Origin of the sequence: Frigoribacterium sp. UYMn621, from assembly GCF_040549525.1 — a bacterium.
In the GTDB taxonomy this organism is placed as follows: Bacteria; Actinomycetota; Actinomycetes; order Actinomycetales; family Microbacteriaceae; genus Lacisediminihabitans.
In genome coordinates, this window is record NZ_JBEPTM010000006.1 from 49,163 (window position 1) to 74,050 (window position 24,888).

A 24,888-nucleotide genomic window follows, 5' to 3' on the forward strand; every position below is an offset into this window, starting at 1 on the left:
AGCGGCGCGCTCCAGCTTCACACCATCGCGACCGGCAGACTCGCGCGATGATGCAGCGCGCCAGCGAGCGCGCAGAGATCGAGGTGATGGATGAGCTGGCCCACTGCGCCTGCCCGACGACCGGGTGGACTTCCTCGATGATCTCGTCGCGAGCGGCGACGAATAGAGCCGAGCGTCCAACGTCATCCGTGCCCTCACGCGCGAGAAGCGGCCGCTCGGAACGCTCGAGGACGTCGACATCCTCAAGCGGCGTGGGCCAGACCACGACCTGGACTCGTTGGCGGAGTGGTCAAGCCGGCTTGCTCAGGACATCGACTGATGCGAGCCGTCCAGCTCGCCTCGATGGACACCTCTGCTCTCCGCCCTCACGCCCGCCCACCGCACTTATCCACAGATCGCGCAATCGCCCGCAGACGTCCTCCACCGCCTCGTCACACTGGCGGCATGACAGTGATACTCAAGGCAAGCGGCCCGGCCGACCTGCTTGCGATGGCGCCGCCGATGGTGGGCTTCCTTCCGCGCAACAGCGTCGTGCTCGTCGCCTTCCGCGGCAAGCGCACCTGTGGCGCGATGAGGTTCGATCTCCCGGCATCCGCAGATCGAGTCATCCACAAACGTGTCGCGACCACCATCGTCGGTATGTTCTGCAAACTGCCGGCGGTGGATGCCGCGCTGGTGATCGTCTACACCGACGAGGAGTTCGGCGGGGGCGATGCCGTTCCGCAGGCGGCCTTCGCGGAGGTGATCGGGCGGCGGCTGCAGCTCTCGGGATTCGAGCTGCGCGAGTCGATCTGTCAGGCGGCGGATGGTTGGGCATCCTATGTCGATCGCGACGTGCCGATCGGCGGACATCCGCTCGCCCAGATCGCCGAGTCGACCGTCGCCCGCGCCATCGAGGGCCAGCGGGGGCTGTTTCCCCCGCCGGCGACGATGGTCGATCGCGTCCCGCGGGCGGAGAAGCCGCAGCGGTCCCGCATGTCGAAGAGGCTCGCCGCATTCGAGTCCCTCTCCGTCGCGCTTCGGGATCCCCGGGTCGACGTGCCCGAGATCTTCGACGCGCTCGAAGACGTGCCCGGCTTCTCCGAGGATGCGCTCGCCTGGGATGCCGACGCGCTCGACGCCGAGGGAGCCCTTCTCGTTTTCGCGCTCCAGGCGCCGCCGGTACGGGACCTCGTAATGCTGCAGTGGGCGTTCGGTCTCGAGCTGGGCGACCGGTTGTGGGAGCAGGATCTCCAGGCCGACTCTCCCGACGAACCCCAGGTCGCCTCCGAGGCGGACTCTGCCGCGGCCGAACTTCTCATGGGGATCGGTCCGCGCCCCGATCCGCACCGCATCGAGGGTGCCATCGCGCTCCTGCTCGAACTCACGTCGCGCACCGAGGATGCGAAGCGGCCGCCTCTGCTCTGCATGCTCGCCTGGCTCAACTGGGCCCTCGGCCACGGAACGCAGGCCGGCCTGCACCTGGACGAAGCACTGGCCATCGCGCCGGACTATTCGATGGCGCAACTCCTCGAGGCGATGACCCGCACCGGCATCCTGCCCGAGTGGGCCTTCGCGGCGACGTTGGACCCGCCGGTCGAGTAGGTCGCTCCCGCCGGCCGACTGGCTCTGCTGTTCGAGTAGGTCGCTCCCGCTGGCTGACTGGCTCTGCTGGTCGAGTAGGTCGCTCAGCGACCGTGTCGAGACCCGCCGGCCGACTATTTGCTGGTCGAGTAGGTCGCTCAGCGACCGTGTCGAGACCCGCCGTACAATCCCTTCATGACCGCCCCCGAACCCCGAGCCGTCGAGCACACCGACGACCTCCCGCCGAGCCCGCCTTGCGACGCCTGCGGCTCTCCGCGCGAACTCGTCATGCTCGAGCGCTTCACCGGCTGGTGGTGCCCTGAGTGCGCCGACGCAACAGCATCGTGATGCCCACGCCGATCGCCCCACCCACGGAATTGGCGAGCAGGTCGATCCAACTCGCATAACGGGCCGGGAGCAGCAGCGCCTGGCCGAGCTCGATGACTCCCGACAGTGCAATGCAGGTGCCCAGCGCGATCCACCAGTGCCGCCTACTCAGCTGCGCCGCAACCAGCGCCCCCAACGGCACGAACAGCAGCACGTTCGCTGCACGTTCGACGAAGCTGTAGTCCACGACATCCGGAACCCCGACGGAGTGGAGATACGCGAGCACCCGTGCGAGCGAATCATCGACGGGTCGATCGACCGGAGACGGCCAGAATCCGATCACGAGGCACGCCGCGACATACGCCACTCCGATGAGGGCGAGCAGTCGTCGGGTCCGGCCTCGCAGCATGGGGGGAGCCTAGTGAATGAGGATTACAGAGTGTCGCGCCGCCGAGCACGGCCGCCCTGAGCAAGCGACCATCACCGACTGAACTCTGCGAACCGCACAGCAAGCGATTCCCTCGATGGTTTATCGGCCAATCTCGTCGGTGTATTCAGACGACGTCCGTGCATGTCTTGTAGCCCGTGTCGGAGCATCGGTCCGTCGATCTCGTCCAGGAGGTCTCGATCGATCCGCACCTCGTATTCCGGGGTGATCCCCAGAAGATTCCTGTCATAGGCGGCATGGTGAATCTTGCACAAGGCGAGACCATTCGAAACACGAGCAAACCCATCGACTTCAGCGTCGGCGATGATGTGCGCGGCGTCGAGAAGGTCACCGTGTTTGAGATTGCAGATGGCGCAGGTGGTCTGGTAGGCGTACATGATCTGGGCACGGAAAACCGGTTGATGCAGCCTCGCTCGCACGGTCCGCTCGGCATATCGCCGCTCGTTGAAAGTCATATGTAGCGGGTCGCCGAAGAACCGCATCGTCTCGTCGACAGCGATCAGGAACTCTCTGGCCGCGGTGTCGTCGGCGACCACGTAGACCGGGTAGTAGGGAACAAATGCCTTCGGGCGAATGCCGCGAAAGTAGACGAGGGGATCAGCGTTCTCGAACGCCCTTCGGAGCTTGGAATTGTCTCCTCCATCTCGCGCCTGATAGGCGTAACGCACGAACCCATCATGGCTGATCGTCTCGTCGCCATAGGGGCTCTTCGTGCTCGTCATTATCGTGAGCGTCGATTCAAAATCTTGGGGATTTCGGATGCCTCTGGCGGTATCGAGAAGAGGGAGACGCTCGAGACCATAGTGATAGTTCTCGAGTTCCTCTCGAGAAAGTTCAGATTTCCCAGACCCGAGCTTTCCGTCCAACCAACGAAAGACATCCGAGCGGATGGCGGATTGCTCGTCGGCGGTTCTCATGGCTCAGTCCTATCAGCAATCGGCAACGGACCATGCGAAGCCGAGCGGGCCGCCTCCCTAAGCAACCCCCACCCACAGCCCATCCCGCGCCCGGGTCATCGCCACGTACAACTCCCGCCGATCGAGCTCGCGACGTTCGGTCGCGGCCGACTCCTCCGAGGCGGGCGCCGGCTCGAGCAGTCGCGGGGGAGTGCGCGCCACCAGCACCTGTTTGAACTCGAGCCCCTTTGCCCGCTTGATGGTGCCGACCTTGATCGCCTCGACGGTGGTGCCGTCGTAGTCGAGCAACTCGATCGACCTGAGACCGCCGGCATCCAATGCCTTTCGCAGATCGGTCGCGGCGAAGGTTGTGGAGGTGAGGATCCCGATGTCGCCCAGGGGCACTCCGGCGCGTTGGAGGCTCCGCACGTGGTCGATCAGCGAGAGATCGTGGTCGGCCCGTGAGGTGAAGCGCGTGACCTCCGGCCGCGCGCCGTGCCGCACGACCTCTGAGGTGACATCCGCCTTCGAGGGCGATCCCTCGATGTCGACGAACTCGTCACCGGCGACCAGGGTGAGCGCGAAGTCAGCGATCTCGATCGTGTTCCGGTAGTTCTTGGTCATAATCACACCCCGCCCCGCAATCGAGATGTTCGCTTCGGAGAGCGTGTAACCGCCGGGATAGATGGTCTGTTGGCCGTCCCCGATGAGATTGAGGCCGTCGGGCCGGTCGCCGGCGATGCTGTGCAGCATCCGGATCATGGCGCACGTGAGATCCTGGGCCTCGTCCACGACCACCGCGCTGTAGCCCTCGAGCGGAGTCTTCTTCAGCGACTGCTCCGCAAGCAGGATGATATCGGCGAAGTCGTGCACCTGCGCCTCCCGCAGCGCGTAGTGATAGGCCCCGTGAAGTTGCCAGACCGCATGCCTCTGGGTGCCGTTGAGCCCGCGCTTTCGTCCGATACGCGAAAGAGCGGCGTACTGTTCGAACTTGGTGAGGCCACGCCCCTTGATCACGCTCAGGATCTCATCGCGCCAGTAGTCCTTGTCGCTGTCGATGCGCACGAGTTCGGAGTTCAGTCCGGCGGATCGCCAAGCCCGATCGAATGCAAGACTCGCCTTGGCGGGATCGAGATGGGTGCCGACGCCTCGGTCGCGCAGGAGTCGGAGGGCAAAGGCGTGAATGCCGGAGAATTCGACACGATCGGCCACTTCTGGTGCCATCCGCCGCATTAGAGACGAGAGCACCGCCGGAAGGGTACGCACGAAAGTGGTGACCAGCACCGTGCCGGGTCGGGTGCGGGCAATGTAGGCGGCGCGATGCAGCCCGACGACAGTCTTTCCCGTGCCGGCGGCGCCGCGGATGCGGGATGGGCCGTTGAATGATCGACGGGCGAGCTTTGCCTGATCGGGATGCAGAAACGCCATCCACTCTTCGATCGGCTTCACCATGATGCTGCTGAGCAGGGCTTCTTCGATCTCTTGGAGCGTGATCAGCGCATCGTCCCATGGCGCGTCTATCACCGGCTCGACGAGGGTCAGTTCAAACGGCCGCTGGCGCGCAACGATCGGCGGAAAGAGCACCTCCAAAGCGGTCAGCGCTGCATGAATCTCGAGCGGGCGAAGCCGGGTGCCGCGCTCGAGCAGGTACCGGATAGCTCGATCCTCGCTCACGAGATCGATGCTGGATCCCGACGCGCCGGCGCCGTTCTCCGGGATGCCAGCGCCCGTCGTGGTGGCTCCCAAAATCTGTTGGTCAATGTCCCGTTGGCCCAAGAAGATCGCGGCGACCCGGATCTCGCCGGGAGCGATCCCCACCTCGGCGAGGGCGGCTTCCGTGACGTCGCGCAGTGAAGCGAAGTTCTCGAAACGTTCGGTGACGTCATCCTGATCCTGAAACACTCGGCCGTTCTGGATGCGCACCTGCCCCCACGCCTTTGCATCGACGAGGAAGATACCCGATGGCCCGACGACGATGAAGTCGACATTCGCCGTCCTCGAACCTGGCCACGCGCGGTCGGCGAGAACATAGTAATCCTGCTCGACGAGGGGCTCCATCAGGTCCGCAAGCCGGCGTTCACCGTCGGCTCCGGCCAGGTAGTTGCGGTACATCTGGCGCGCCTTCACGGAGGCGTATTCGGCCGCTTCGGCCTGGGCCAGATACCGGGCAGCTTCGCCGGCCGCCGAATGACCTGCAGACATCGTTGTTCCCCCGAACGTGGTCGCCCCGGCTGGCGATCCTCCTCCATCCTTGTCTTATGAGAGGAACTCGTCTATCGCCCGTTCGGGGGTACCGGTATCGATGGCCGGATTCCGCGACGCCGCGATCCCGATCGTCTCGTCTTTCGTCGTGATCACTCTCGGAACGACCCGCACCCGGCCTCTGGCAACCTAGATATGGCTACTCCTCCACATCTCGACTTCTTCACGGTTATCCACAGAAACAGCCGGTCAAAGGCAGTATTGACCCCACGAATGTCGGTGGTCATTACGACACTGTGATCATGAACACCCCGACCGCGATGCATCCCGACACCGACGTCGAGAGCGCCCCCGATGCCGCATCGCTCCCCGATGCCGCATCGCTCCCCGATGCCGCGCTGCTCACCGATGCCGCGCTGCTCGGCGCGCTCGAGCGCGGGTTCGAACTTCGGCACGCCGCCGACTCCCGGCTGGTGCGACTGGCGGCCGAAGTGGTGCAGCGGTCCCGGTCCAGCCTCGGGCCCGACGGCCTCGCCTCGCGTTTCGGCAGCACCAGCGCGGCCGTGCTGCTCGCCGACGTCGGTCGCATCACGGCGGCCGAGGGGCAGCGGCTGTGCCGGGTCGCCGAGGCCACCGCGGATCGCGTCACCCTGCTCGGTGAGCGGATGCCACCCGCGTTCCCCGTCGTCGCCGATGCCGTCAGCGCCGCAATCATCCCCATCGACTCCGCAAATCACATCGTCATGGCGCTCACGCAAGCGTCGCCGCGCGCCCAGCGAGACGATCTCGACGCCGCCGAGCTCGCACTCGTGACGTTCGCGCTGGAGTCGCCGGCGGACATGGTGCGCGCGCTCGCCGCTCGCTGGCGCGACGCGCTCGACGTGGACGGCATCGAACAGCGGGAGGGCCTCCTTGTCGAGCGTCGCTCCCTGCGGCGCAGCATCCTGGCCAACGGGATGAAGCGCTACCGGCTCGACCTCGATCCCGTGGGATCCGCCTACCTCGACGCCGCCATCGACGCACAGGTCGGCCAGGCAATCCGTGCCCCGCACTTTCACGAGTCTGACCACGGTGCTCCGGATGCCGACGCAACCGACCCCGATCCGGTGCCCGATTCCCGCACTCTTGCCCAGATCGCGGCGGATGCCGTCGTGGAGCTGGCACGGCACGCCATCTCCTGTGACGGCGCGTCCGTGCCGCTGCCGTCGGCCACGGTGGTGGTGCGCATGACTCTCGATTCCCTGCTGAGCGGGCTCGGCGAGGCGCAGATCGACGGAATCGAGCAACCGATCTCCGCCCGCACGGCCCGTCACCTCGCGGCCGACGCGCACCTCATCCCGGCAGTGCTCAACGGGATGGGCGAGGTGCTCGACTTCGGGGTATCGCGCCGACTGTTCAGCAAGGCCCAGCGACTGGCGCTCGCCGAACGCGACGGCGGATGCGCCGTGGCCGGCTGCGCACGTCCGCCGAGCCATACCGAGGCTCATCACCTGCGCTGGTGGTCGCACGACGGGGCGACCGATCTGGCCAACGGGATCCTGCTCTGCATCAAGCACCACCACACGGTTCATCGTGACGGCTGGGGCATCGAGGTGATCGACAACGTGCCGTGGTTCACACCGCCATCATCGGTGGATGTCCGCCACCGGCCACGCCGCGGTGGACGCCCACCGGTGCCGACCGTGCGGCGGGAGTGATGGTGCGAGACCCGCCCGCACTCTCGAACTCACCACCCTTGCTACACGAGTCGCCCCGCCGCTCTATTTCTGCGCAGCGCCGGTGCTCACCGCGGGTGCGCACCGCCACGTGCATCCTCTCGCCCTGCTTGCTGACGAGGGTCAGGTATTCGACACGACCCTGGTCGGCACTGCCGAACCAGTACGGAACGCGGGTATCGAACTCCGGAACCTCGCCAGGCACAGGGGTGAGGTCGTGGGGACCCAGCACGAGCCGAATCCTCCCGCTCAGCGCGTGGAGCCACTCGTAGCCCTCGTGCACGCCCGGAGTGGGATGACACGTACCTCTTTCGACGCCGCGATCACCTGCTTGAAGGCGGCGATCGCCGACGGCTGGCGGCTGAGGGGAAAGGTGGTGACACCGCACCGGTGGGATCCGCGGGTTCGCACCCGGGGATCGGCGACCGGATGCGGCGTCACGGGGTCCTCGAGGGTGAGGTGGTGGGCTCGAGAGATCGGCAACAGCGGCTCTAGCGTCGCCTTGCGCTGGCCGGATTCCAGACGGGAGAGCTCCTGCGCGACCGCTACTGCGCCACGTATCCGCCATCGACCAAGTGGTAGCTGCCAGAGATGAACGAGGCGGCATCCGAGGCGAGGAAGCAGACCAGAGCCGAGACCTCCTCCGGCGTTCCCAGGCGGCCGAGTGCGTGCTTGGCAGCGAGGAAGTCCTGGGTGGCATCATCCAGGGCGCTATCGACGAGCGGTGTGTGGATGAATCCCGGCCCTACCGCATTGGTGCGCACCTTCTTCGCGCCGTATTCGAGCGCGGCGTTCTGGGTGAGTCCGAGCAGGCCGTGCTTGGCGGTGACGTAGGCGCTGGATGTCGGGAAGCCGACGCTTCCGAGGATGGAGGCCATATTGATGATCGATCCGCCGCCGTTCTCGGCCATCGACGGCAACTGGGCCCTGAGGCCGTAAAAGACCGCGTTGAGGTTGATCTCGATCACCCGGCGCCAGCCGTCGAGGGAGTAGTCACCGATCAGGTTCTGCTCGCCTCCGATTCCCGCGTTGTTCACGGCGACCCGCAGCGGGGCGAGCGCGTTCGCGTCCGCAACGCAGGCGATCGCGAAATCGGGATCGGAGACATCACCGACGATCTTCTCGGCGGTGCCGCCGGCTGCTCGGATCTGCTCGAGGAGAGTGACCAGCGGCGCATCTGTGAGGTCGGCGACGATGACCGAGGCGCCGTTCGCGGCGAGTTCGAGGGCGATCGCTCGACCGATGCCCGATGCGGCACCGGTCACAATGGCCGAGCGGTGTGCGACGTCGTAGGTTGCCATGAGAATCTCCAATCGTTGAGGGATGACACTTCATCCTGATCCCGCGAGAGGGGGAGCGCACGGGCCTTTCGTCCCGAAGGCGCGGCGTCCCGAAGGCGCGGCGTCCCGAGGGCGCGGCGTCCCGAAGGCGCGGCGTCCCGAAGGCGCGGCGTCCCGAAGGCGCGGCTCCTCGCAGAACTCGGGCTACAGCCGCGCCAGCCGTGCCCGGGCGAAGCAGTAGAGCCCGTAGGCGATCACACCGAGGCCGACGACGACGAGGATCACCCCGCCGAACGGCAACCCGAGCAGGGCCTTCAACGCACCATCCAGTCCGGTGGCCTGCGAGGCGTTCGTGGTCGCTGCGGCGACGATGAAGAGGATGCCCACCACCCCGACCGCGATCCCCTTCGCAACGTAGCCCACGACCCCGAGCGCGATCACGGCCTTTCCGGCTGTGCCGCCCGGCACCCGGATGCGTTTCGCGAAGGACTGCCGCACGCCCCGCACCACGAACACAACCCCGATCGCGAGAACGCCGAGACCGAGCACCACGAGCAGGAACACCCCACCCGGGGTGGCCAGAAGCGTGGCGCTGAAGCTCGAGGTGCTCGACGCGGAGTTGCTGCTTCCGCCACGGGCGAAGGTGAAGGCGGTGACGGCGATCGCGAGGTAGGCCACCGCTTTGCCCAGTTCGCCGGCCACGTGGGCGGCGCGCTTGGTGGCGTCCGGTTCTCGCACCAGCGCGGCCGAGAGCAGCTGCCAGATGCCGAGGGCGGCGAGTCCGACGAAGACGACCCAGAGTACGAATACCCCACCGGGCGCGGAGGCGAGCGCGCCGAGAGCGCCCGACTGGTCAGCCTCACCACCGGAGCCGGCACCGACTCCCGACGCGACACCGATGGCGATACCGCCGATCAGGATGTGCAGGATGCCATTGACCGCATAGCCGGTGCGCGCGAGCATCGAGAGAATCGGGCTGTTCTTCGCCTGGCGGGCGATGTTCGAGGCGGAGGAACGAGAAGTTGAGGAGGGGGACATGCCGCTGAGTGTACGCCGCCGGGAATGAAGCGCACGATCGGTCGCTTACAGACTTAATGACCTCTCCGCCCCAGACCCTCGACGTGGGATTCCGTTCCGAGCGCGGCCCGATCCTCATTGCTCTGATGGTGACGACCGGCCTCGTGGCGATCGACTCCACGATCCTCGCGACCGCAGTCCCGTCGATCGTCGGGGACATCGGCGGTTTCTCCGCGTTCCCGTGGCTGTTCTCCATCTATCTGCTCGCGCAAGCGGTCTCGGTGCCGGTGTACGCGAAACTCTCCGACACGCTCGGCCGCAAGCCGATCATCCTCATCGGCGTCGCTCTGTTCCTCGTCGGGTCGATCCTGTGCGGATTCGCCTGGAGCATGCCGGCTCTCATCGCCTTCCGCGCCATCCAGGGTCTCGGCGCCGGAGCCGTGCAGCCCATGGCCATCACGATCGCGGGAGACATCTACACGGTCGCCGAACGCGCGAAGACGCAGGGATACCTCGCGAGCGTCTGGGCCGTGTCATCCGTCGTCGGCCCGACACTCGGGGGCGTGTTCTCGCAGTTCCTCTCCTGGCGCTGGATCTTCTTCGTGAACGTGCCACTCTGCATCCTCGCGATGGTGCTTCTGGTGCGGGTGTTCCACGAGAAGATCGAGCGCACGCGACACAGGGTCGACTACCTGGGAGCCACCCTGCTCACGGCATCCCTCAGCCTGATCATCCTCGCCGTGCTCGAGGGCGGCCAGGCCTGGGCATGGAACGCGCCGCAGAGCATCGGAGCCTTCGCCTTGGGTGCCCTCCTTCTCGCCGGATTCGTGATTGCGGAGAAGTACGCCGCCGAACCGGTGTTGCCGCTCTGGGTATTCTCTCGCCGGCTGCTGCTCACCACCGCCTTCATCTCGCTGGGGGTCGGTGCGGTGCTCATCGGACTCACCTCGTATGTGCCCACCTACCTCGAGCGTTCGGTCGGCGCACCGCCGCTCGTCGCCGGCCTCGCCCTCGCGGCCCTCACCATCGGATGGCCCATCGCGGCCTCGCAGTCCGGCAGGCTGTACCTGCGCATCGGCTTCCGCAACACCGTGCTCATCGGCATGGCCGTGGCTGTGACCGGCACGCTGGTCCTGGCGCTCACCAGCCAGACCCCGAGCATCGCCCTCGTCGCCTCGAGTTGTTTCGTGGTGGGTCTCGGCATGGGGCTGGTGGCAACCCCGAGCCTGATCGCCGCCCAGGCGAGCGTCCAGTGGAACGAGCGCGGGGTCGTCACCGGCACCAACCTGTTCTCCCGGTCGATCGGCAGCGCCCTCGGTGTCGCCATCTTCGGGGCGATCGCCAATGGGATCTTCCAGTCGATCGGCGGAAGCGAGAAGGTGCCGTCGAGCGTCGAGGCGGCATCCGGTGCCGTCTTCATCGCCGTGGCGGTCTCCGCGGTTGCGACGGTCGCTGCGGCCTTCGCCATGCCGCGCACCCCGGTCGCGCACGAAGAGAGCCGGGCGGGCGGCGCTGAGCAGACCCAGCGCTAAGCGCGCACCCGCTGCACCCCGAACACCAGCATCGGAATCAGTACGAGCGACCGAAGATCGATGAGGGCGTGCGCCACGATGGCCGCGAGGATGCTTCCCGTGGCCAGGTACAGCACCATCAGCATCGCTCCGATCACGGTGGCTCCCACGATGCCGGGCCAGCCCTGGTAGAAGTGCAGCGATCCGAAGAGCAGGACGCTGCCGACGACGGCCGCCGAGGCACTGCCGGTCGCGCCGAAGACGAGGGCCGGCACGGCGAGACGGAACAGCAGCTCCTCCACGACTCCCGCATTCACCGAGAGAACCGCTCCGAGCACCAGCTCCGGGCGGTTGCGGGGGAGTAGCGCACCGATGTCGCCGATCGTCGGCACGGATTCGGATCGGCGTGCGAGTGCCACCGCGGCGATGGTGCCGCCCACGACAGCGATCGCCAGCCCCGTTGCGAAGCCGGGAACGAGCCCGCCGGTGCCGGCGAGCAGGGAACGCCACCAGAGGCCGATCGGCCAGCCGTCCACCTGCCGCTGGAAGAGCAGAACGAACTGCCCGGCGAGCAGCAGGATGATCACGGCCGAACCCCCGAACATGGTCAGGGAATCGAGAAACCACTTGCGCATCATCCGCTGACGGTTGCGCGTGCGTTCGAAACGCTTGAAGCGCTGGAACTCGTTGCGATCCTTGCGCACGGCGCGATAGACCAGCAGCGCCACCAGCCCGGCGAGCACCGCCAGCAGGATGGCCCGGGTCGCCGGATCTTCGGGGGAGAGCACAGTTCATTGTGGCCGGTGACCTCCTGCCGAAGCTGGGCGCGGCAGGATGGACCCATGAGTGAACCCCTCGCCCCGCCCCACCCGAAGCTCGACGAGCTGATCGCCGTGCTCGCCCGCCTGCGGGCGCCCGGGGGGTGCGCGTGGGACCGCGAGCAGACTCACGAGTCTCTCGTGCAGTACCTGATCGAGGAGACCTACGAGCTCGTCGACGCCATCGAGAGCGACCAGGGCTCGCCGACACGGCGGGAGGATCTCATCGAGGAACTCGGTGATGTGCTCTATCAGGTGATCTTCCACTCCGACCTCGCAGCGGAGGCCGGCGAATTCACCATCGAGGATGTCGCCGCGCACATGACGGCGAAGATGATCGGGCGGCATCCGCATGTCTTCAGCGACGCGAGTGCCGACACTTCGGCCGAGGTCGTCGCCCTCTGGGACGTGCGCAAGGCCGAGGAGAAACCGCATCGCACGAGCGTGCTCGATGGCATCCCGCAGGGCATGCCCTCCCTTGCGCTCGCTGACAAGCTCCTTGGTCGCGCCCACAGGGTGGGGCTGGAGGTGGATGCCGCGGCTGCTGTGCCCGATCGCCGACAATTCGACACGCAGCAGCTCGACGAGCAACCCATCGACGAGCAACAACTCGGTGCCCTGTTGCTGTCCATCGTCTCCACTGCGAAGGCCAGGGGACTGGACGCCGAGCGCGCACTCCGTGGGACGTTACGGGAACTCCAAGACAGCATCCGTCTCGCCGAGAGCTGAACCGGCCGAGAAATGAAATGGTGCCCCCCTCAACCCGAATGAGAGGGGCACCTCAGTCCGAAGCCGCTGGTTTTACTGGGAATTCCGCAGTGAAAAGCCGCTTCGGGCACGGGCCGACGAATTACCCGATCCGACGGCCCTGCTTATGAGCACCGCACCTGCTGGATTCCGGACAGGTCTGCGGTGGTGTTAGGCGATTGATGCATGCGCCGGACGTGCATCGACAGCGCGAATATGCGCATGCATCCCCACATTGTAGCTGCTCTGGCGCAATTCTTCAAACGTGCGTTATGTTTATCGCGTGGCGCGCCCCAAGGACCTCGATCGCAAGCCCGCGCTGCTCGCGGACATCGTCGACTATCTCCTCGACAAGCCGCTCTCCGGCCTGACCTTCCGCACTCTCGCCGAGGCCCTTGCCGTGAGCACCTACACGCTCGTCTACCACTTCGGCTCGCGCGCCCAACTCGTTCGCGAGGTCATCCTTGCGGTAGCTGAGCGTCAGAACCACGTGGTCGGCACCGTCGACGACGAGACCGGACTGCTCGAGCAGCACCTCGAGAACCTCCACAACTCGTGGCGACTGTCGCTCGATGAGCGCAGCCTGCAACTTCAGCGTCTCGAGTTCGAGGCGGCCATGCTCGAGTCACGCGATCTGCTTCCCGACCGCATCACCCTTGCATCCTTCGAACGCTGGCACCGCGCGGGTGTCGAGGCGCTCGTGAAGCTCGGTGTTCCGCTCGCCGACGCCGAGCTAGAGGTGCGCATCATCGTGGTCACGATGTACGGCCTGAACTACGACCTCATCGTCACGAGGGATGTCGAGCGCAGCACCGCCGCCTTCGAGCGGGCTCTCGACCAATACGGCCGGCGCATCCGGGACCTGGCCGTCATGGAACAATCGAGGAATGGCTAGCCCGGTAAATCCCTCGCGCGGAATGCGTGACTTCCTGCCCGCCGACAAGGCGCGGCGTGAACGCGTCCTCGCGGTCATCCGCTCGGTCTTCGCAGCCCACGGTTTCGACGAGATCGAGACGCCGGTGATGGAGGACTCCGCCCGCCTGCACGCCGGTCTCGGCGGTGACAACGAGAAGCTGGCCTACGGGGTGCTCAAGCGAGGCCTCACCGCGGCAGACATCGCCGCGGCGACGGATGCCCTCGACCTCGCCGACCTCGGGCTGCGCTTCGACCTCACTGTGCCGCTAGCCCGGTTCTATGCGAGCCACCGGGCGGAGCTGCCAACGGTGTTCCGCGCCATCCAGGCCGCTCCAGTCTGGCGTGCGGAGCGACCGCAGAAGGGGCGTTACCGCCAGTTCGTGCAGTGCGACATCGACATCATCGGCGAGGCCGGACCGCTCGCCGAGATCGAGCTGCTCACCGCCACCGCCGATACTCTCGCGGCACTCGGCCTCGAGGGCTGCACCATCCGCATCAATGACCGCCGCCTGCTCATCGGCATGCTGACGACTCTCGGTTTTGCCCCCGACTCGCACGACCAGGTGCTCATCACCATCGACAAGCTCGACAAGGTGGGCCACGACGGCGTAATCGCGGAGCTGCGCGAGCGCGGGGTGGATGCCGCGGCGGTCGATGCGCTCGAGACCTTCTTTCGCCGCCCGCAGACCACGGAGTTCCTCACGTTCGGGGAGCGTGCCATCCGCAAGGCACTCCCCGAGCACGCGGATGACGCGGTGGTGGCGGAGCTCGTCGCGATCGGGCAGGCGGTCGGCGGTGCCGGCGGTCGAGGGGGCCTCGCGGAGACAGCGTCGAGGCCCGCCATCGAGTTCGACCCCTTCCTCGTGCGGGGCATGGGCTACTACACCGGCGCCATCTTCGAGGTCGTGCACCCCGAGCTGCCCTATTCGCTCGGCGGCGGCGGACGCTATGACGGCATGATCGGGCGCTTCCTCGGCGTGGATGTCCCGGCGGCGGGCTTCTCGATCGGCTTCGAACGCATCGTGGATCTCGCGCGGCTGCGGGAGGGGGAGGGCGGGGGAGGCGTCGCCCTCGTGTATGACAACGAGGTGACATCCGATGTCCTGATGCAGTTGAAGAGCGAGCTCATCGAGAGCGGGCGGCGCGTGCGATTGGAGCGCGCACCGCGCAACCTGAAGCCGCTGCTCGCGCAGCTTGCGGCATCCGGGTTCACCGAGATGGCGACGGTCTCGGCCACGACGGCGACCGTTGCCGACCTCCGGATGCGTGCACTCACTACCGAGTAGGGCTCGGCTGCCGAATCGGGGAACGGGCCGCCGAGTAGGATGGCGAACGCAAATCCCCCAACGTTAAGGAGTCCCGTCGTGGCTTTGATCGAAGCAGTAGGCGCCCGCGAAATCCTCGATTCCCGAGGAAACCCGACAGTCGAGGTCGAGGTGCTTCTCGAAGACGGCATCGTCGCCCGCGCATCAGTTCCCTCCGGGGCATCGACCGGCGCGTTCGAGGCTTACGAGCTGCGCGACGGCGACAAGAAGCGCTACGGCGGCAAGGGCGTGCAGAAGGCCGTATCGGCCGTCATCGACACGATCGGACCGGCGCTCGAGGGATTCGACGCCACCGACCAGCGCCTCATCGACCAGGCCATGATCCAGCTCGACGGCACCGACAACAAGAAGAAACTCGGCGCCAACGCCATCCTCGGTGTCTCGCTCGCCGTCGCGAAGGCCGCAGCAGACTCGGCCGACCTTCCCCTGTTCCGCTATGTCGGCGGACCGAACGCTCACACCCTTCCGGTGCCGCTGCTCAACATCATCAACGGGGGCTCGCACGCGGACAACGACATCGACGTGCAGGAGTTCATGATCGTGCCGCTCGGCGCATCGACGTTCAGCGAGGCACTGCGCTGGGGTGTGGAGACCTACCACTCCCTCAAGTCACTGCTGCAGTCGAAGGGACTCTCCACCGGACTCGGCGACGAAGGCGGTTTCGCCCCGAACCTGTCGAGCAACCGCGAGGCACTCGACCTCATCGCCACGGCGATCGAGCAGGCCGGCTTCACGCTGGGCCACGACATCGCTCTTGCGACGGATGTCGCCGCCACCGAGTTCTACAAGGACGGCTCGTACCACTTCGAGAACAAGCAGCTCTCCGCACTCGAGCTCACCGCCTACTTCGCCGACCTCGCCGCCAACTACCCGCTCGTGTCGATCGAGGACCCGCTGCAGGAAGACGACTGGGAGGGCTACCAGCACTTCACCGCCGAGCTCGGCGGCAAAGTGCAGATCGTGGGCGACGATCTGTTCGTCACCAACCCGACGCGGCTGCAGAAGGGCCTCGACCTCGGGGCCGCCAACTCCATCCTCATCAAGGTGAACCAGATCGGTACCCTCACCGAGACCCTGGATGCGGTCTCCCTCGCCCAGCGCGCCGGCTACACGGCCATGCTCTCGCACCGCTCCGGTGAGACCGAGGACACCACGATCGCCGACCTCGCGGTCGCGACAGACTCCGGGCAGATCAAGACGGGCGCGCCGGCACGAAGCGAGCGCGTCGCCAAGTACAACCAGTTGCTGCGCATCGAAGAGGAGCTCGCCGAGGCAGCCGTCTATGCCGGTCGCAGCGCGTTCCCGCGCTTCAAGGGCTGACGCTCCCTCACCGAGTGGGAGCACCAGCGACGTGTCGAGGGGCCGGGCGGATTCGCGCGGTTAGGCTCGAGACATGACCAAGGACAGCCGCACCAGGCACACCCGCAGCTCTTCGCGGCGTGTGCCGGTGCAGCGTGTTCCCGTGCAGATGCCTGCGGAGGCGCCGTCCGGACAGTGGCTGCGCAGCATCCGTCTGTCCGGGTTCGCGATCACGGCACTCGTGCTCATCGTGATGTTCATCGTCGTGCTCGCGCCGTCGTTGCGCATCCTGGTGGAACAGCGCCAGCAGATCGCCACCCTGCGGGCCCAGGTCGCCGCATCGAAGAGCGCGGTGGAAGACCTCACGGGGCAGAAGGCGCGCTGGAGCGATCCCAAGTACATCGAAGCGCTCGCTCGCGAACGCCTCGACTACGTCTTCCCCGGTGAGTACAGCTACCTGATCACGGATGCCGCGGCCGCGACCCCGACGACGGCGAACGGCCAGCCGATCAGCGACAAGCTGCAGACCACCCAGGTGGACTGGGTCAAGTCCATGCTCTCCTCGGTTTTCACGGCCGGACTCACCGATGCCCCGGCCAACAAGATCGTCGCGCCGGTCATCTCCGGGCAGTCGAAGTAACAGGCAGTCGATACAGTCATGACCACTCCACCCTTCGCGGCTCCGATCGCGGCCGACATCGACGCGGTGTCCCGCCAGCTCGGACGACCAGCCCGCAACGTGATCGGCATCGCCGCACGCTGCGTCTGCGGCAATCCCACCGTGGTGGCGACCCGTCCGCGCCTCGATGACGGCACGCCATTCCCCACGCTGTACTACCTCTCGCACCCCGCCGCGACCGCCGCGATCTCCACCCTCGAAGCCAACGGTGTGATGGCGCAGTTGCAGCAACTGCTCGCCGACGAGACCGTTGGCGCGCACTACCTCGCCGCTCACCACGCGTACCTCGCCGACCGGGAGGGTCTCGAATTCGTCGAAGAGATCGCGGGAATCTCGGCCGGGGGCATGCCCCTCCGGGTCAAATGCCTCCACGCCCTCGCCGGGCATGCACTTGCCGCGGGACCCGGGGTGAACCCCATCGGCGATCTCGCCCTCGAGCAGGCGGAGTGGTCGCCGCTGATCTGCCAGTGTGACTAGAAGCACCGTGACCAGCGGCACTGTGACCAGCGGCACTGTGAGACGGGCCCGCGCCGGGGTGGCTGCCACCCTCGTGCTGGCAATCGCGGCGACCGTGTTCGTCGCCTCTCCGGCATCCGCCGACAACATCCGCGACCGGGAGTATTGGCTGGCCGACTATGGCGTGCAGAAGGCCTGGGCCACGACCAAGGGCGCGGGCGTCACGATTGCGGTGATCGACACCGGTGTCGACGGATCGCATCCCGACCTCACCGGCACGGTGATCGGCGGAACGGATGTCTCGGGGGTGGGCTCCGCGAACGGGCAGACCCCCATCGGGTCCGACAGCCAGCACGGCACGATGGTGGCCTCCCTGCTCGCCGGGCACGGTCACGGAACCGGTCTCGGCATCCTCGGGGTGGCCCCGGAGGCCAAGATCCTCTCGGTGTCAGTGGGCTTCGGTGTTGGCAGCGTCGGCTCCGACGACCAGATCGCGCAAGCGGTGCGCTGGTCGGTGGATCATGGGGCAGACATCATCAACATGTCTCTCACTCGCAACACGCTCGACTGGCCGACGAGCTGGGACGATGCCTTCCTCTACGCGATGGAGAAGGGGGTGATCATTGTCGCCGCCGCCGGCAACCGGGGTAGCGGCACAACGGAGGTCGGCGCACCGGCGACCATGCCGGGGGTCGTCGTCGTCGCCGGTGTCGACCAGAACGGCACCGCGAGCTTCGACGCCTCGTCGCAGGGCATCACCCTCTCGGTATCCGCCCCCAGCGAAGGGCTCGTCGGAGCGGCTCCTGGCGGGGGGTATTACAGCTGGGCGGGCACGAGCGGCGCCACTCCGCTCGTCGCCGGCGTGCTCGCCCTGATCAAGGCCTCCCACCCCTCGATCAGCGCCGGCAATGTGATCAACCGGCTTACGGCCACCGCCCGATCCCGGGGCAACCCCATCGTCTACGGCAGCGGGCTGTTCGATGCATCCGCCGCGGTGAGCGCCACCGTGGCGAGTGTTGCAACCGATCCGGCCGACGATTTGAAGAACTGGATCCGCCTGAATCGCCGGGCCGTCGCGACCACCGAGCCGTCTCCGACGAGTTCTGCGCCCCCGTCCCCCCGCCCAATTCCCCCGGCAGTCGCGGCGCCGGTGAGCCCATTCGGCCGGGTCTTGCCCGCGGTCGGAGATCTGAGGGACATCGGTATACCGGTTCTGGTCTACGCTGTGTTTGCGACGTTGCTGATACTTGTGCTGCGGAGCATTTTCCGCGAGGCGATTCGACTACGTGAGTCCAAGGGTCCGCGGCGCAGGCCATAGACTTACCGACGTGCCTAAAATCCTGATCGTCGGCGGCGGCTACGCCGGTTTCTACACTGCTCTCAAGCTGGAGGGCTCACTGCGTCCCGGTGAGGCCGAGGTCTCCATCGTTGACCCGCTTCCCTACATGACCTACCAGCCCTTCCTTCCGGAGGTTGCGGCCGGGTCGATCGAGCCGCGTCACGCGGTGGTCTCCCACCGTCGTCATCTCGAGAAGACCACGATCATCACCGCGAAGGTCACCGGCATCAGCCATGCGAACAAGACCGCAACGATCACGCCGGAGATCGGCGACCCGTGGGAGTTCGAATACGACATCATCGTGGTCACCGCGGGATCCGTGTCGCGCACCTTCCCGATTCCGGGAGTCGCCGACCAGGCCATCGGCCTCAAGACCATCGAAGAGGCCGCCGCGATCCGCGACCGCGTGCTCACCAACTTCGACAAAGCCGCCCTTCTCCCGGCCGGCCCCGAGCGTGACCGCCTTCTCACCTTCACGGTGGTCGGTGGCGGATTCGCCGGCATCGAGATCTTCGGCGAACTGCGCAGCCTCGCCAGTTCACTGCTGCGCTACTACCCGACCATCACCTTCGATGACACCCACTTCCACCTCATCGAGGCGATGGGGCGCATCATGCCGGAGGTGTCGCTCAAGACGAGCCTCTGGGTCATCAAGAATTACGCCCAGCGCGGCGCCCAGATCCACCTCGAGACTCAGCTGACCTCCGCGGTCGACGGCGTCATCGAACTCTCCACCGGCGAGACCTTCGAGACCGACCTCATCGTCTGGACGGCTGGCGTCATGGCCAGCCCCATGCTGCGCAACACCGACCTTCCCATCGAGGAGCGCGGTCGCCTTCGCGTGCAGCCCGACCTCCGGGTCATCAACGACGACGGTGTGGTGGCGGATGCCTGGGGCGCCGGCGATGTCTCGGCCGTTCCGGATCTCACGGGTGGCGGTGTCGGTGGCTACTGTGTTCCCAACGCCCAGCACGCCGTGCGCCAGGGCAAGCTGATGTCGAAGAACATCATCGCGACCCTCCGCGGGGACCTGCCGAAGGACTACTTCCACAAGAACCTCGGGGCCGTCGCCGGTCTCGGACTCGGTGAGGGTGCGTTCCAGTCCGGCAAGATCGGCATCACGGGCATCCCCGCCTGGTTCATGCACCGCGGATACCACGTGCTCGCGATCCCCACCTGGGAGCGCAAGATTCGGGTCTTCAGCGGCTGGGTGGACAACTTCCTTCTCCGTCGCGACGTCGTGTCGATCGAAGCCCGCGAGACCCCTCGCGAGGCTTTCGAGACCTTCGCGTCGCGCCCCAAGGCCTAGCCTCCCTCTCGTCGCGCGGGTCGACCGGGTGCACGGACTGGCAGACTGGTGCTGCTCGCCCCCATAGCCCAATCGGCAGAGGCAGACGACTTAAAATCGTCCCAGTCAGGGTTCGAATCCCTGTGGGGGCACCGCGCCGGACCGTCGAAAGCGCCGGAAATCCGGGGCTAAATCGGTATCTGGCGTCGCTGCCGGGGCCCGTGCCCTCGTTTTGCCCACATGTGGTGAACATACTTTGACCGCCGCTTTTGAGTCATCTGGGACTTCTCACAGCACACCGTAGATCCCAATTGATACCGGCATCTGAACGTCGGTCTTCCGTGACGCACCACAACCACCGTGAAACTTCTCTCCGCACGAAGTAGGACTCGCGGGCGGCACAGTCGGTAAGTACGAATGGTCCGGGCAGATACGTCGGTGGACGCATTCTGGAGTCTGGGACCACCGGAAGTGCGCGGCATAGGCTGGTGTGATGGACGAGTCTGCCAGGTGGGACGAGGGTCTACTCGATGAAACGCAGGCGCACTTCGCCCTGCAGCACCTCACGGACCCGAGGATCGTCGATGACATGTCGTGGGGGTTGGTCGACACGAAAGTGCTGCATGTCCGCGATGGCGGCCGAGACGTGGTGGTGAAGGCGGCCGGTCCGGCCGGCCACCACATTGCGCGAGAGATCACCGCGCATGAGTCCTATACCGGCCCCCTTGTCGAGCGTGATCGCACGGGGCGGCTCATTGCGGCGGACCGCGCCGCTAACGTGCTGATCACCGAGTACCAAACCGGTGAGCTGGTCGAGGGGACTCCGTACGAATTCAATCCAGACGTGCACGCTCAGGCCGGATCGATGCTGCGCGCCTTGCACGGTCAGGCTCGGCGGTTGGACGAAGACTACGAGCATCTGGCTACGGCGAAGGCGATCGCGTGGCTCGACCGAGAGCATCGAGTGGAGGTGCATGCGGAGGCTGATGCACGACTCGTCCTGAACGCGTATCGTCCGCGCCCGGTCGAAACCGTCCCAACTCACGGCGATTGGCAGCCCCGGAACTGGCTGATTGACGGTAACCATGTTCGAGCCATCGATTTCGGCCGATTCGAATTCCGGCCACCAGCTACCGACCTGGCGCGCCTGGCTACCCAGCAATGGAAGGGCGATTCGTCCCTTGAGTCTGCGTTCCTCGACGGCTACGGGGGTGATCCCCGTGACGGATGCCCATGGTCGATCGAGTTGCTCCGAGAGGCGATCGGCACGGCTGTATGGGCGTACCAGGTGAGTGATATCGAATTCGAGGCGCACGGACACAGGCTTCTCGGCGAAGCACTCGCCCGATTCTGAACGCTGGTACAGCTACCGGGCCCCCTTGGGCTGAGGCCCCAAGCTTTTCCGGTTGCGGAGCAGCAGTCGGGTTCGGAATCTAGAGCTGACCCTAAGCGTCGTGCGAGCGACATGGTCGTCGGTGGGTCATGTGTAGAGCAGAGTTATCGTTTAGCCATGGCGACAACGGGGGAATTGGATTGCGTGACGCTTCGGCCTTTGCGGGCCGATGATGAAGCCGCTGCGTTGGCCGCTCACGCAGAACTGAATGATGAAGACGTCGATTTCCTTGTGCACCTGGATGGGGCCGCGTTTGCCGACTACCTCGAAACACTGGTGCGGATGCGATTAGGGCAGCAACTGTCGCCAACGCAGGTTCCGGAAACGTTTCTGGCGGCGTTCGTGGGCAACGACCTCGTCGGTCGGGTGTCGATCCGGCATGCACTTTCGGAACAACTCTTGCGAGTCGGAGGTCACATCGGATATGCCGTGCGCCCCCAGTTCCGACGGCGTGGTTTCGCTACGGCGATTCTTCGTCAGTCGTTGGTGGTGGCGGGCGAGATCGGGATTGAGCGGGCGCTTCTGACCTGCGACGAGTCCAACCTCGCATCGATTGCAACGATCGAGCGATGTGGAGGTGTGCGTGACCGCTCGGAGGAATCGTTGATGCAGCGCAAGTTGCGTTATTGGATCTTCACTGATTCCCTGGGGGCTGGCGCGCCGTAGAGGCCGGTCCCACCTTCTCTGCAATGCGGCAGAGCCCACGGCGACTCTGAAGCGGTTCGGCTTCATGGCGGGTCAGTGGTGGATTTCTTCGAGCTACCTGCGTAGGGAGCGACTTGCGACTCGATGGACCGGCCTTTTTCGAGACAGAGCTCTTCGCCAGACAGCAGTGTGTTCAGCCCGAAAGAGGCGCCGGGGGCTATCTCGAAATCGGCGATGAAAGTAACATTGCCTCATGGATGCCGTGAGCAATGCCGAAGATTCGAGCGGGACGGGACGATTCGCGCTGCAGATCTTGCAATACCTCGCTCCGGCAGTAGTCACCGCCGCCGCGATGATCGCGTTTGCCGTTCTCCCGCGCCAGTTTGGTGGCCTCCCTTTCACAGCTGCGTTAGTTCTGTTCATGATCTTCAACATCGTGAGGCGTCGGATGGGACTGCTCCCACGATCTCCCGTGCGACCGCGAGGTTGGGGCGTCGTTTACGTAGTCGCGCTTTTCGTCGTCATGGCAACTTCGCTCACTCTGGAGTGGGTTGTCGTGCGTCAAGGAGATGCTCCGTGGCTGCCCTGGATCTTGGCCGGCGTTGTGCTTGTGTCCATCGCCAGCGGAGCTTGGATCATAGAAGGCCGCACCCCCGTCCCAACCGTTTCAGCGGCTTAGCGTCCTTCCGCGCATCACCGTTGAACGTTCGGTTCGCGGGCGGCGGCGCGAGGGATGGAGACTTTCATCGGAGCGAAAACGACGCCATTCTCGGGTGATGACAGTGGTCAGGAATCCCCGAATCTCCGGGGTTCTTGCCCGTAGTCTGCGGCACGCGTAGGCCTGAATGTGAGTTCTAATCCCTGTGGGGGCACCCGGCCTGCTCGTCGACCGCGCGCCGGGGGAGTCTCACTTCGCGCGCAGAAGCTCCAGAAACTCATCGGCCATCGCCAGCTGCTGCTCGAGCTTCGCCCGCCGGTCGACGGCCTGGGCGATGAAGCTGTCGAGTTTCGCGCGCTCCCCGGGCTCGTCAGACTGCCCGGGATCGTCAGATCTGGCGGGGTCGCTGCCGAACGAATCGATTATCCGCAAAAGCTCGGTCATCTCCTCGAGGCTGAATCCGAGCGGCTTCATGCGGCGGATCAGCATCAGGCGGCTGAAGTCGTCGTGCGTGTAGAGCCGGAATCCCCCCACGGTACGGCCGGTGGGTTCGAGGAGTCCCACTTCGTCGTAGTGCCGGATCGTGCGGAGGGATAGGCCGGTTCGTTCCGCGAGTTCGCCGATGTGCATCGTCGCGTCAGCTCGTTCCATGTCGTGCCTCCTTACAGATAACCCTTACGTTAGGGTAGTGTTGCAGCGCTGCCCGATATTTTCCTGATCGCCAGCTCGAACTCACCCCACAGTCGAACACGACTGTGCTGGGACTGCGCACCGATGCGCTCACCACTCTTACTCACCGGCTCTCACGAGAGAGCCCCCTGTCCGGAGGCCACCATGCCAATCACCAGAAAATCGACACGTCCCACAATTCCGCGATATCGGGCGGAGCCGACGGTATTGACCGCGCTTCGGTCGCCTCGCATCCTCACCCGTGAGGTGCTGGCAGGCCTCGTTGTCGCCATGGCACTGATCCCGGAGGCCATCTCGTTCTCGGTCATCGCCGGGGTGGACCCGCGGGTCGGGCTGTTCTCCTCTTTCGTGATGGCGGTATCCATCGCTTTCTTGGGAGGACGCCCCGCGATGATCACGGCCGCGACGGGCGCGATCGCGCTCGTTGTCGCGCCTCTCGTGCGGGAACACGGTCTCGACTACCTCATCGTGGCCGTGATTCTGGCGGGCCTGTTCCAGATCGTTCTCGGACTGCTCGGCGTCGCCAAGCTGATGCGATTCATCCCCCGGAGCGTCATGGTCGGCTTCGTCAACGCGCTGGCGATCCTGATCTTCTCGGCCCAACTGCCGAACCTGATCGGGGTGCCCTGGCTGGTGTATCCGCTGGTCGCGGCCGGTATCGCCATCATGGTTGTGATGCCGCGATTCACCAGGGTCGTGCCGGCGCCCCTCGTGGCCATCATCCTGATCACTCTCGCCGTAGTGGTCACCGCCATCAGAGTCCCGACGGTCGGAGACGAGGGAGCACTGCCGAGGAGCCTCCCGCAGCTGTTCATCGTGCACGTTCCGATCGCGTGGGAGACCCTCGCGATCATCGCCCCCTTCTCGCTCGCCATGGCTCTGGTCGGCCTGATGGAGTCCCTCATGACGGCCAAGCTCGTCGATGACATCACCGACACCCGATCCAACAAGACCCGCGAGACCCTGGGCCAGGGAGCGGCGAACATCCTGTCCGGACTCTTCGGTGGAATGGGCGGCTGCGCGATGATCGGCCAGACCATGATCAACGTGAAGGCCTCCGGCGCCCGAACCCGCATCTCCACCTTCCTCGCCGGAGTATTCCTGCTGATCCTCGTCGTCGGCCTCGGCGACGTCGTCGCGACCATACCGATGGCGGCTCTGGTGGCCGTGATGATCATGGTGTCCGTCGGCACGTTCGACTGGCACAGTGTGCGCTGGTCCACGCTGAAGCGGATGCCGAAAAGCGAGACGATGGTGATGGTCGCGACCGTCATCGTCGTGGTGCTCACCAACAATCTCGCGATCGGCGTGGTGGTCGGAGTGGTCGTCGCGATGGTCGCCTTCGCCCGTCGGGTCGCCCATCTCGTCACCGTCGAACGGACCCTCACGACAGAAGACGGCGTCGCCATCGCACACTACGCCGTGATCGGAGAGCTCTTCTTCGCCTCGAGTAACGACCTCACCACCCAGTTCGACTACGCGGACGATCCCGCGCGAGTGGTGATCGACATGTCCGAATCACACGTCTGGGACGCCTCCACCGTCGCGGCTCTCGACGGGATCACCGACAAGTACGAACGGCACGGCAAGACCGTGAGCATCACGGGGATGAACCTCGCCAGCACGGCGATGCACACGCGCCTTGCAGGCAACCTCGGCGGAGATCACTGACCACGG

23 protein-coding genes and 1 tRNA gene are annotated in these 24,888 nt (G+C 65.8%); 16 read left to right on the forward strand and 8 right to left on the reverse strand.

Annotation, left to right across the window (positions count from 1 at the left end):
* Positions 1–444 precede the first annotated feature (444 nt).
* A complete protein-coding gene (locus tag ABIB54_RS11425) occupies positions 445–1,584 on the forward strand; it encodes a DUF4192 domain-containing protein (protein WP_354575643.1) in 1,140 nt (379 codons plus the stop codon).
* Positions 1,585–1,864: 280 nt separating this feature from the next.
* On the opposite strand, the gene ABIB54_RS11430 is transcribed toward ABIB54_RS11425, so the two are convergent.
* The 3 genes from ABIB54_RS11430 to ABIB54_RS11440 form a co-directional block, all read right to left on the reverse strand.
* Positions 1,865–2,299 (reverse strand): VanZ family protein, encoded by a 435-nt coding sequence (locus ABIB54_RS11430; RefSeq protein WP_354575644.1) that lies wholly within the window; start codon positions 2,297–2,299, stop codon positions 1,865–1,867.
* A gap of 71 nt (positions 2,300–2,370) precedes the next feature.
* The gene (locus ABIB54_RS11435) at positions 2,371–3,255 is read right to left on the reverse strand and encodes an HNH endonuclease (protein ID WP_354575645.1); all 885 of its coding nucleotides are present in this window, start codon (positions 3,253–3,255) and stop codon (positions 2,371–2,373) included.
* A gap of 57 nt (positions 3,256–3,312) precedes the next feature.
* Positions 3,313–5,436: a nuclease-related domain-containing DEAD/DEAH box helicase gene (locus tag ABIB54_RS11440; protein ID WP_354575646.1), complete on the reverse strand. Its 2,124-nt coding sequence runs from the start codon at positions 5,434–5,436 to the stop codon at positions 3,313–3,315.
* A 302-nt stretch (positions 5,437–5,738) separates the two neighbouring features.
* On the opposite strand from ABIB54_RS11440, the gene ABIB54_RS11445 reads away from it, so the two are divergent.
* A complete protein-coding gene (locus ABIB54_RS11445) occupies positions 5,739–7,133 on the forward strand; it encodes an HNH endonuclease signature motif containing protein (RefSeq protein ID WP_354575647.1) in 1,395 nt (464 codons plus the stop codon).
* A gap of 267 nt (positions 7,134–7,400) precedes the next feature.
* Here ABIB54_RS11445 and ABIB54_RS11450 read toward each other — a convergent pair whose 3' ends face one another.
* The 3 genes from ABIB54_RS11450 to ABIB54_RS11460 all read right to left on the reverse strand — a co-directional run bounded on the left by ABIB54_RS11450 (position 7,401) and on the right by ABIB54_RS11460 (position 9,469).
* Positions 7,401–7,634 (reverse strand): hypothetical protein, encoded by a 234-nt coding sequence (locus tag ABIB54_RS11450; RefSeq protein WP_354575648.1) that lies wholly within the window; start codon positions 7,632–7,634, stop codon positions 7,401–7,403.
* Between the two features lie 62 nt (positions 7,635–7,696).
* Positions 7,697–8,452, reverse strand: coding sequence for an SDR family NAD(P)-dependent oxidoreductase (locus ABIB54_RS11455; RefSeq protein WP_354575649.1), 756 nt, complete (start codon positions 8,450–8,452; stop codon positions 7,697–7,699).
* Between the two features lie 183 nt (positions 8,453–8,635).
* A complete protein-coding gene (locus ABIB54_RS11460) occupies positions 8,636–9,469 on the reverse strand; it encodes a DUF1206 domain-containing protein (RefSeq protein WP_354575650.1) in 834 nt (277 codons plus the stop codon).
* Between the two features lie 56 nt (positions 9,470–9,525).
* On the opposite strand from ABIB54_RS11460, the gene ABIB54_RS11465 reads away from it, so the two are divergent.
* Positions 9,526–10,980, forward strand: a complete 1,455-nt coding sequence (locus tag ABIB54_RS11465) for an MDR family MFS transporter (RefSeq protein ID WP_354575651.1) — start codon at positions 9,526–9,528, stop codon at positions 10,978–10,980.
* On the opposite strand, the gene ABIB54_RS11470 is transcribed toward ABIB54_RS11465, so the two are convergent.
* Complete coding sequence (locus tag ABIB54_RS11470; protein ID WP_354575652.1) at positions 10,977–11,747, reverse strand: CPBP family intramembrane glutamic endopeptidase; 771 nt, start codon at positions 11,745–11,747, stop codon at positions 10,977–10,979. The genes ABIB54_RS11465 and ABIB54_RS11470 overlap by 4 nt on opposite strands.
* Before the next feature lie 54 nt (positions 11,748–11,801).
* Between ABIB54_RS11470 and mazG the strand changes: the two genes are divergently transcribed.
* The 12 genes from mazG (at position 11,802) to ABIB54_RS11530 (ending at position 22,542) form a co-directional block, all read left to right on the forward strand.
* Positions 11,802–12,506, forward strand: a complete 705-nt coding sequence (gene mazG, locus ABIB54_RS11475) for a nucleoside triphosphate pyrophosphohydrolase (protein WP_354575653.1) — start codon at positions 11,802–11,804, stop codon at positions 12,504–12,506.
* Positions 12,507–12,807: 301 nt separating this feature from the next.
* On the forward strand, positions 12,808–13,419 hold the full coding sequence (locus ABIB54_RS11480) for a TetR family transcriptional regulator (RefSeq protein ID WP_354575654.1): 612 nt from the start codon (positions 12,808–12,810) through the stop codon (positions 13,417–13,419).
* Entirely contained in the window at positions 13,412–14,725 is a 1,314-nt protein-coding gene (hisS, locus tag ABIB54_RS11485) for a histidine--tRNA ligase (protein ID WP_354575655.1), read from the forward strand. Before ABIB54_RS11480 ends, hisS begins: the two co-directional genes overlap by 8 nt.
* Positions 14,726–14,803: 78 nt before the next feature.
* Positions 14,804–16,084: a phosphopyruvate hydratase gene (eno, locus tag ABIB54_RS11490; RefSeq protein ID WP_354575656.1), complete on the forward strand. Its 1,281-nt coding sequence runs from the start codon at positions 14,804–14,806 to the stop codon at positions 16,082–16,084.
* A gap of 73 nt (positions 16,085–16,157) precedes the next feature.
* Positions 16,158–16,703 (forward strand): FtsB family cell division protein, encoded by a 546-nt coding sequence (locus ABIB54_RS11495; RefSeq protein WP_354575657.1) that lies wholly within the window; start codon positions 16,158–16,160, stop codon positions 16,701–16,703.
* A gap of 18 nt (positions 16,704–16,721) precedes the next feature.
* Entirely contained in the window at positions 16,722–17,219 is a 498-nt protein-coding gene (locus ABIB54_RS11500; RefSeq protein ID WP_354575658.1) for a DUF501 domain-containing protein, read from the forward strand.
* A 7-nt stretch (positions 17,220–17,226) separates the two neighbouring features.
* A complete protein-coding gene (locus tag ABIB54_RS11505) occupies positions 17,227–18,516 on the forward strand; it encodes a S8 family peptidase (RefSeq protein ID WP_354575659.1) in 1,290 nt (429 codons plus the stop codon).
* 10 nt (positions 18,517–18,526) lie between these two features.
* Positions 18,527–19,846: an NAD(P)/FAD-dependent oxidoreductase gene (locus ABIB54_RS11510; protein ID WP_354575660.1), complete on the forward strand. Its 1,320-nt coding sequence runs from the start codon at positions 18,527–18,529 to the stop codon at positions 19,844–19,846.
* Positions 19,847–19,903: 57 nt separating this feature from the next.
* Positions 19,904–19,977: transfer RNA gene (locus tag ABIB54_RS11515), tRNA-Leu, on the forward strand.
* 341 nt (positions 19,978–20,318) lie between these two features.
* Positions 20,319–21,179, forward strand: coding sequence for a phosphotransferase (locus ABIB54_RS11520; protein WP_354575661.1), 861 nt, complete (start codon positions 20,319–20,321; stop codon positions 21,177–21,179).
* A 156-nt stretch (positions 21,180–21,335) separates the two neighbouring features.
* The gene (locus ABIB54_RS11525; protein WP_354575662.1) at positions 21,336–21,884 is read left to right on the forward strand and encodes a GNAT family N-acetyltransferase; all 549 of its coding nucleotides are present in this window, start codon (positions 21,336–21,338) and stop codon (positions 21,882–21,884) included.
* 232 nt (positions 21,885–22,116) lie between these two features.
* Positions 22,117–22,542: a hypothetical protein gene (locus ABIB54_RS11530; RefSeq protein ID WP_354575663.1), complete on the forward strand. Its 426-nt coding sequence runs from the start codon at positions 22,117–22,119 to the stop codon at positions 22,540–22,542.
* 228 nt (positions 22,543–22,770) lie between these two features.
* On the opposite strand, the gene ABIB54_RS11535 is transcribed toward ABIB54_RS11530, so the two are convergent.
* The gene (locus ABIB54_RS11535) at positions 22,771–23,172 is read right to left on the reverse strand and encodes a MerR family transcriptional regulator (protein WP_354575664.1); all 402 of its coding nucleotides are present in this window, start codon (positions 23,170–23,172) and stop codon (positions 22,771–22,773) included.
* 183 nt (positions 23,173–23,355) lie between these two features.
* On the opposite strand from ABIB54_RS11535, the gene ABIB54_RS11540 reads away from it, so the two are divergent.
* Complete coding sequence (locus ABIB54_RS11540) at positions 23,356–24,882, forward strand: SulP family inorganic anion transporter (RefSeq protein WP_354575665.1); 1,527 nt, start codon at positions 23,356–23,358, stop codon at positions 24,880–24,882.
* Positions 24,883–24,888 lie beyond the last annotated feature (6 nt).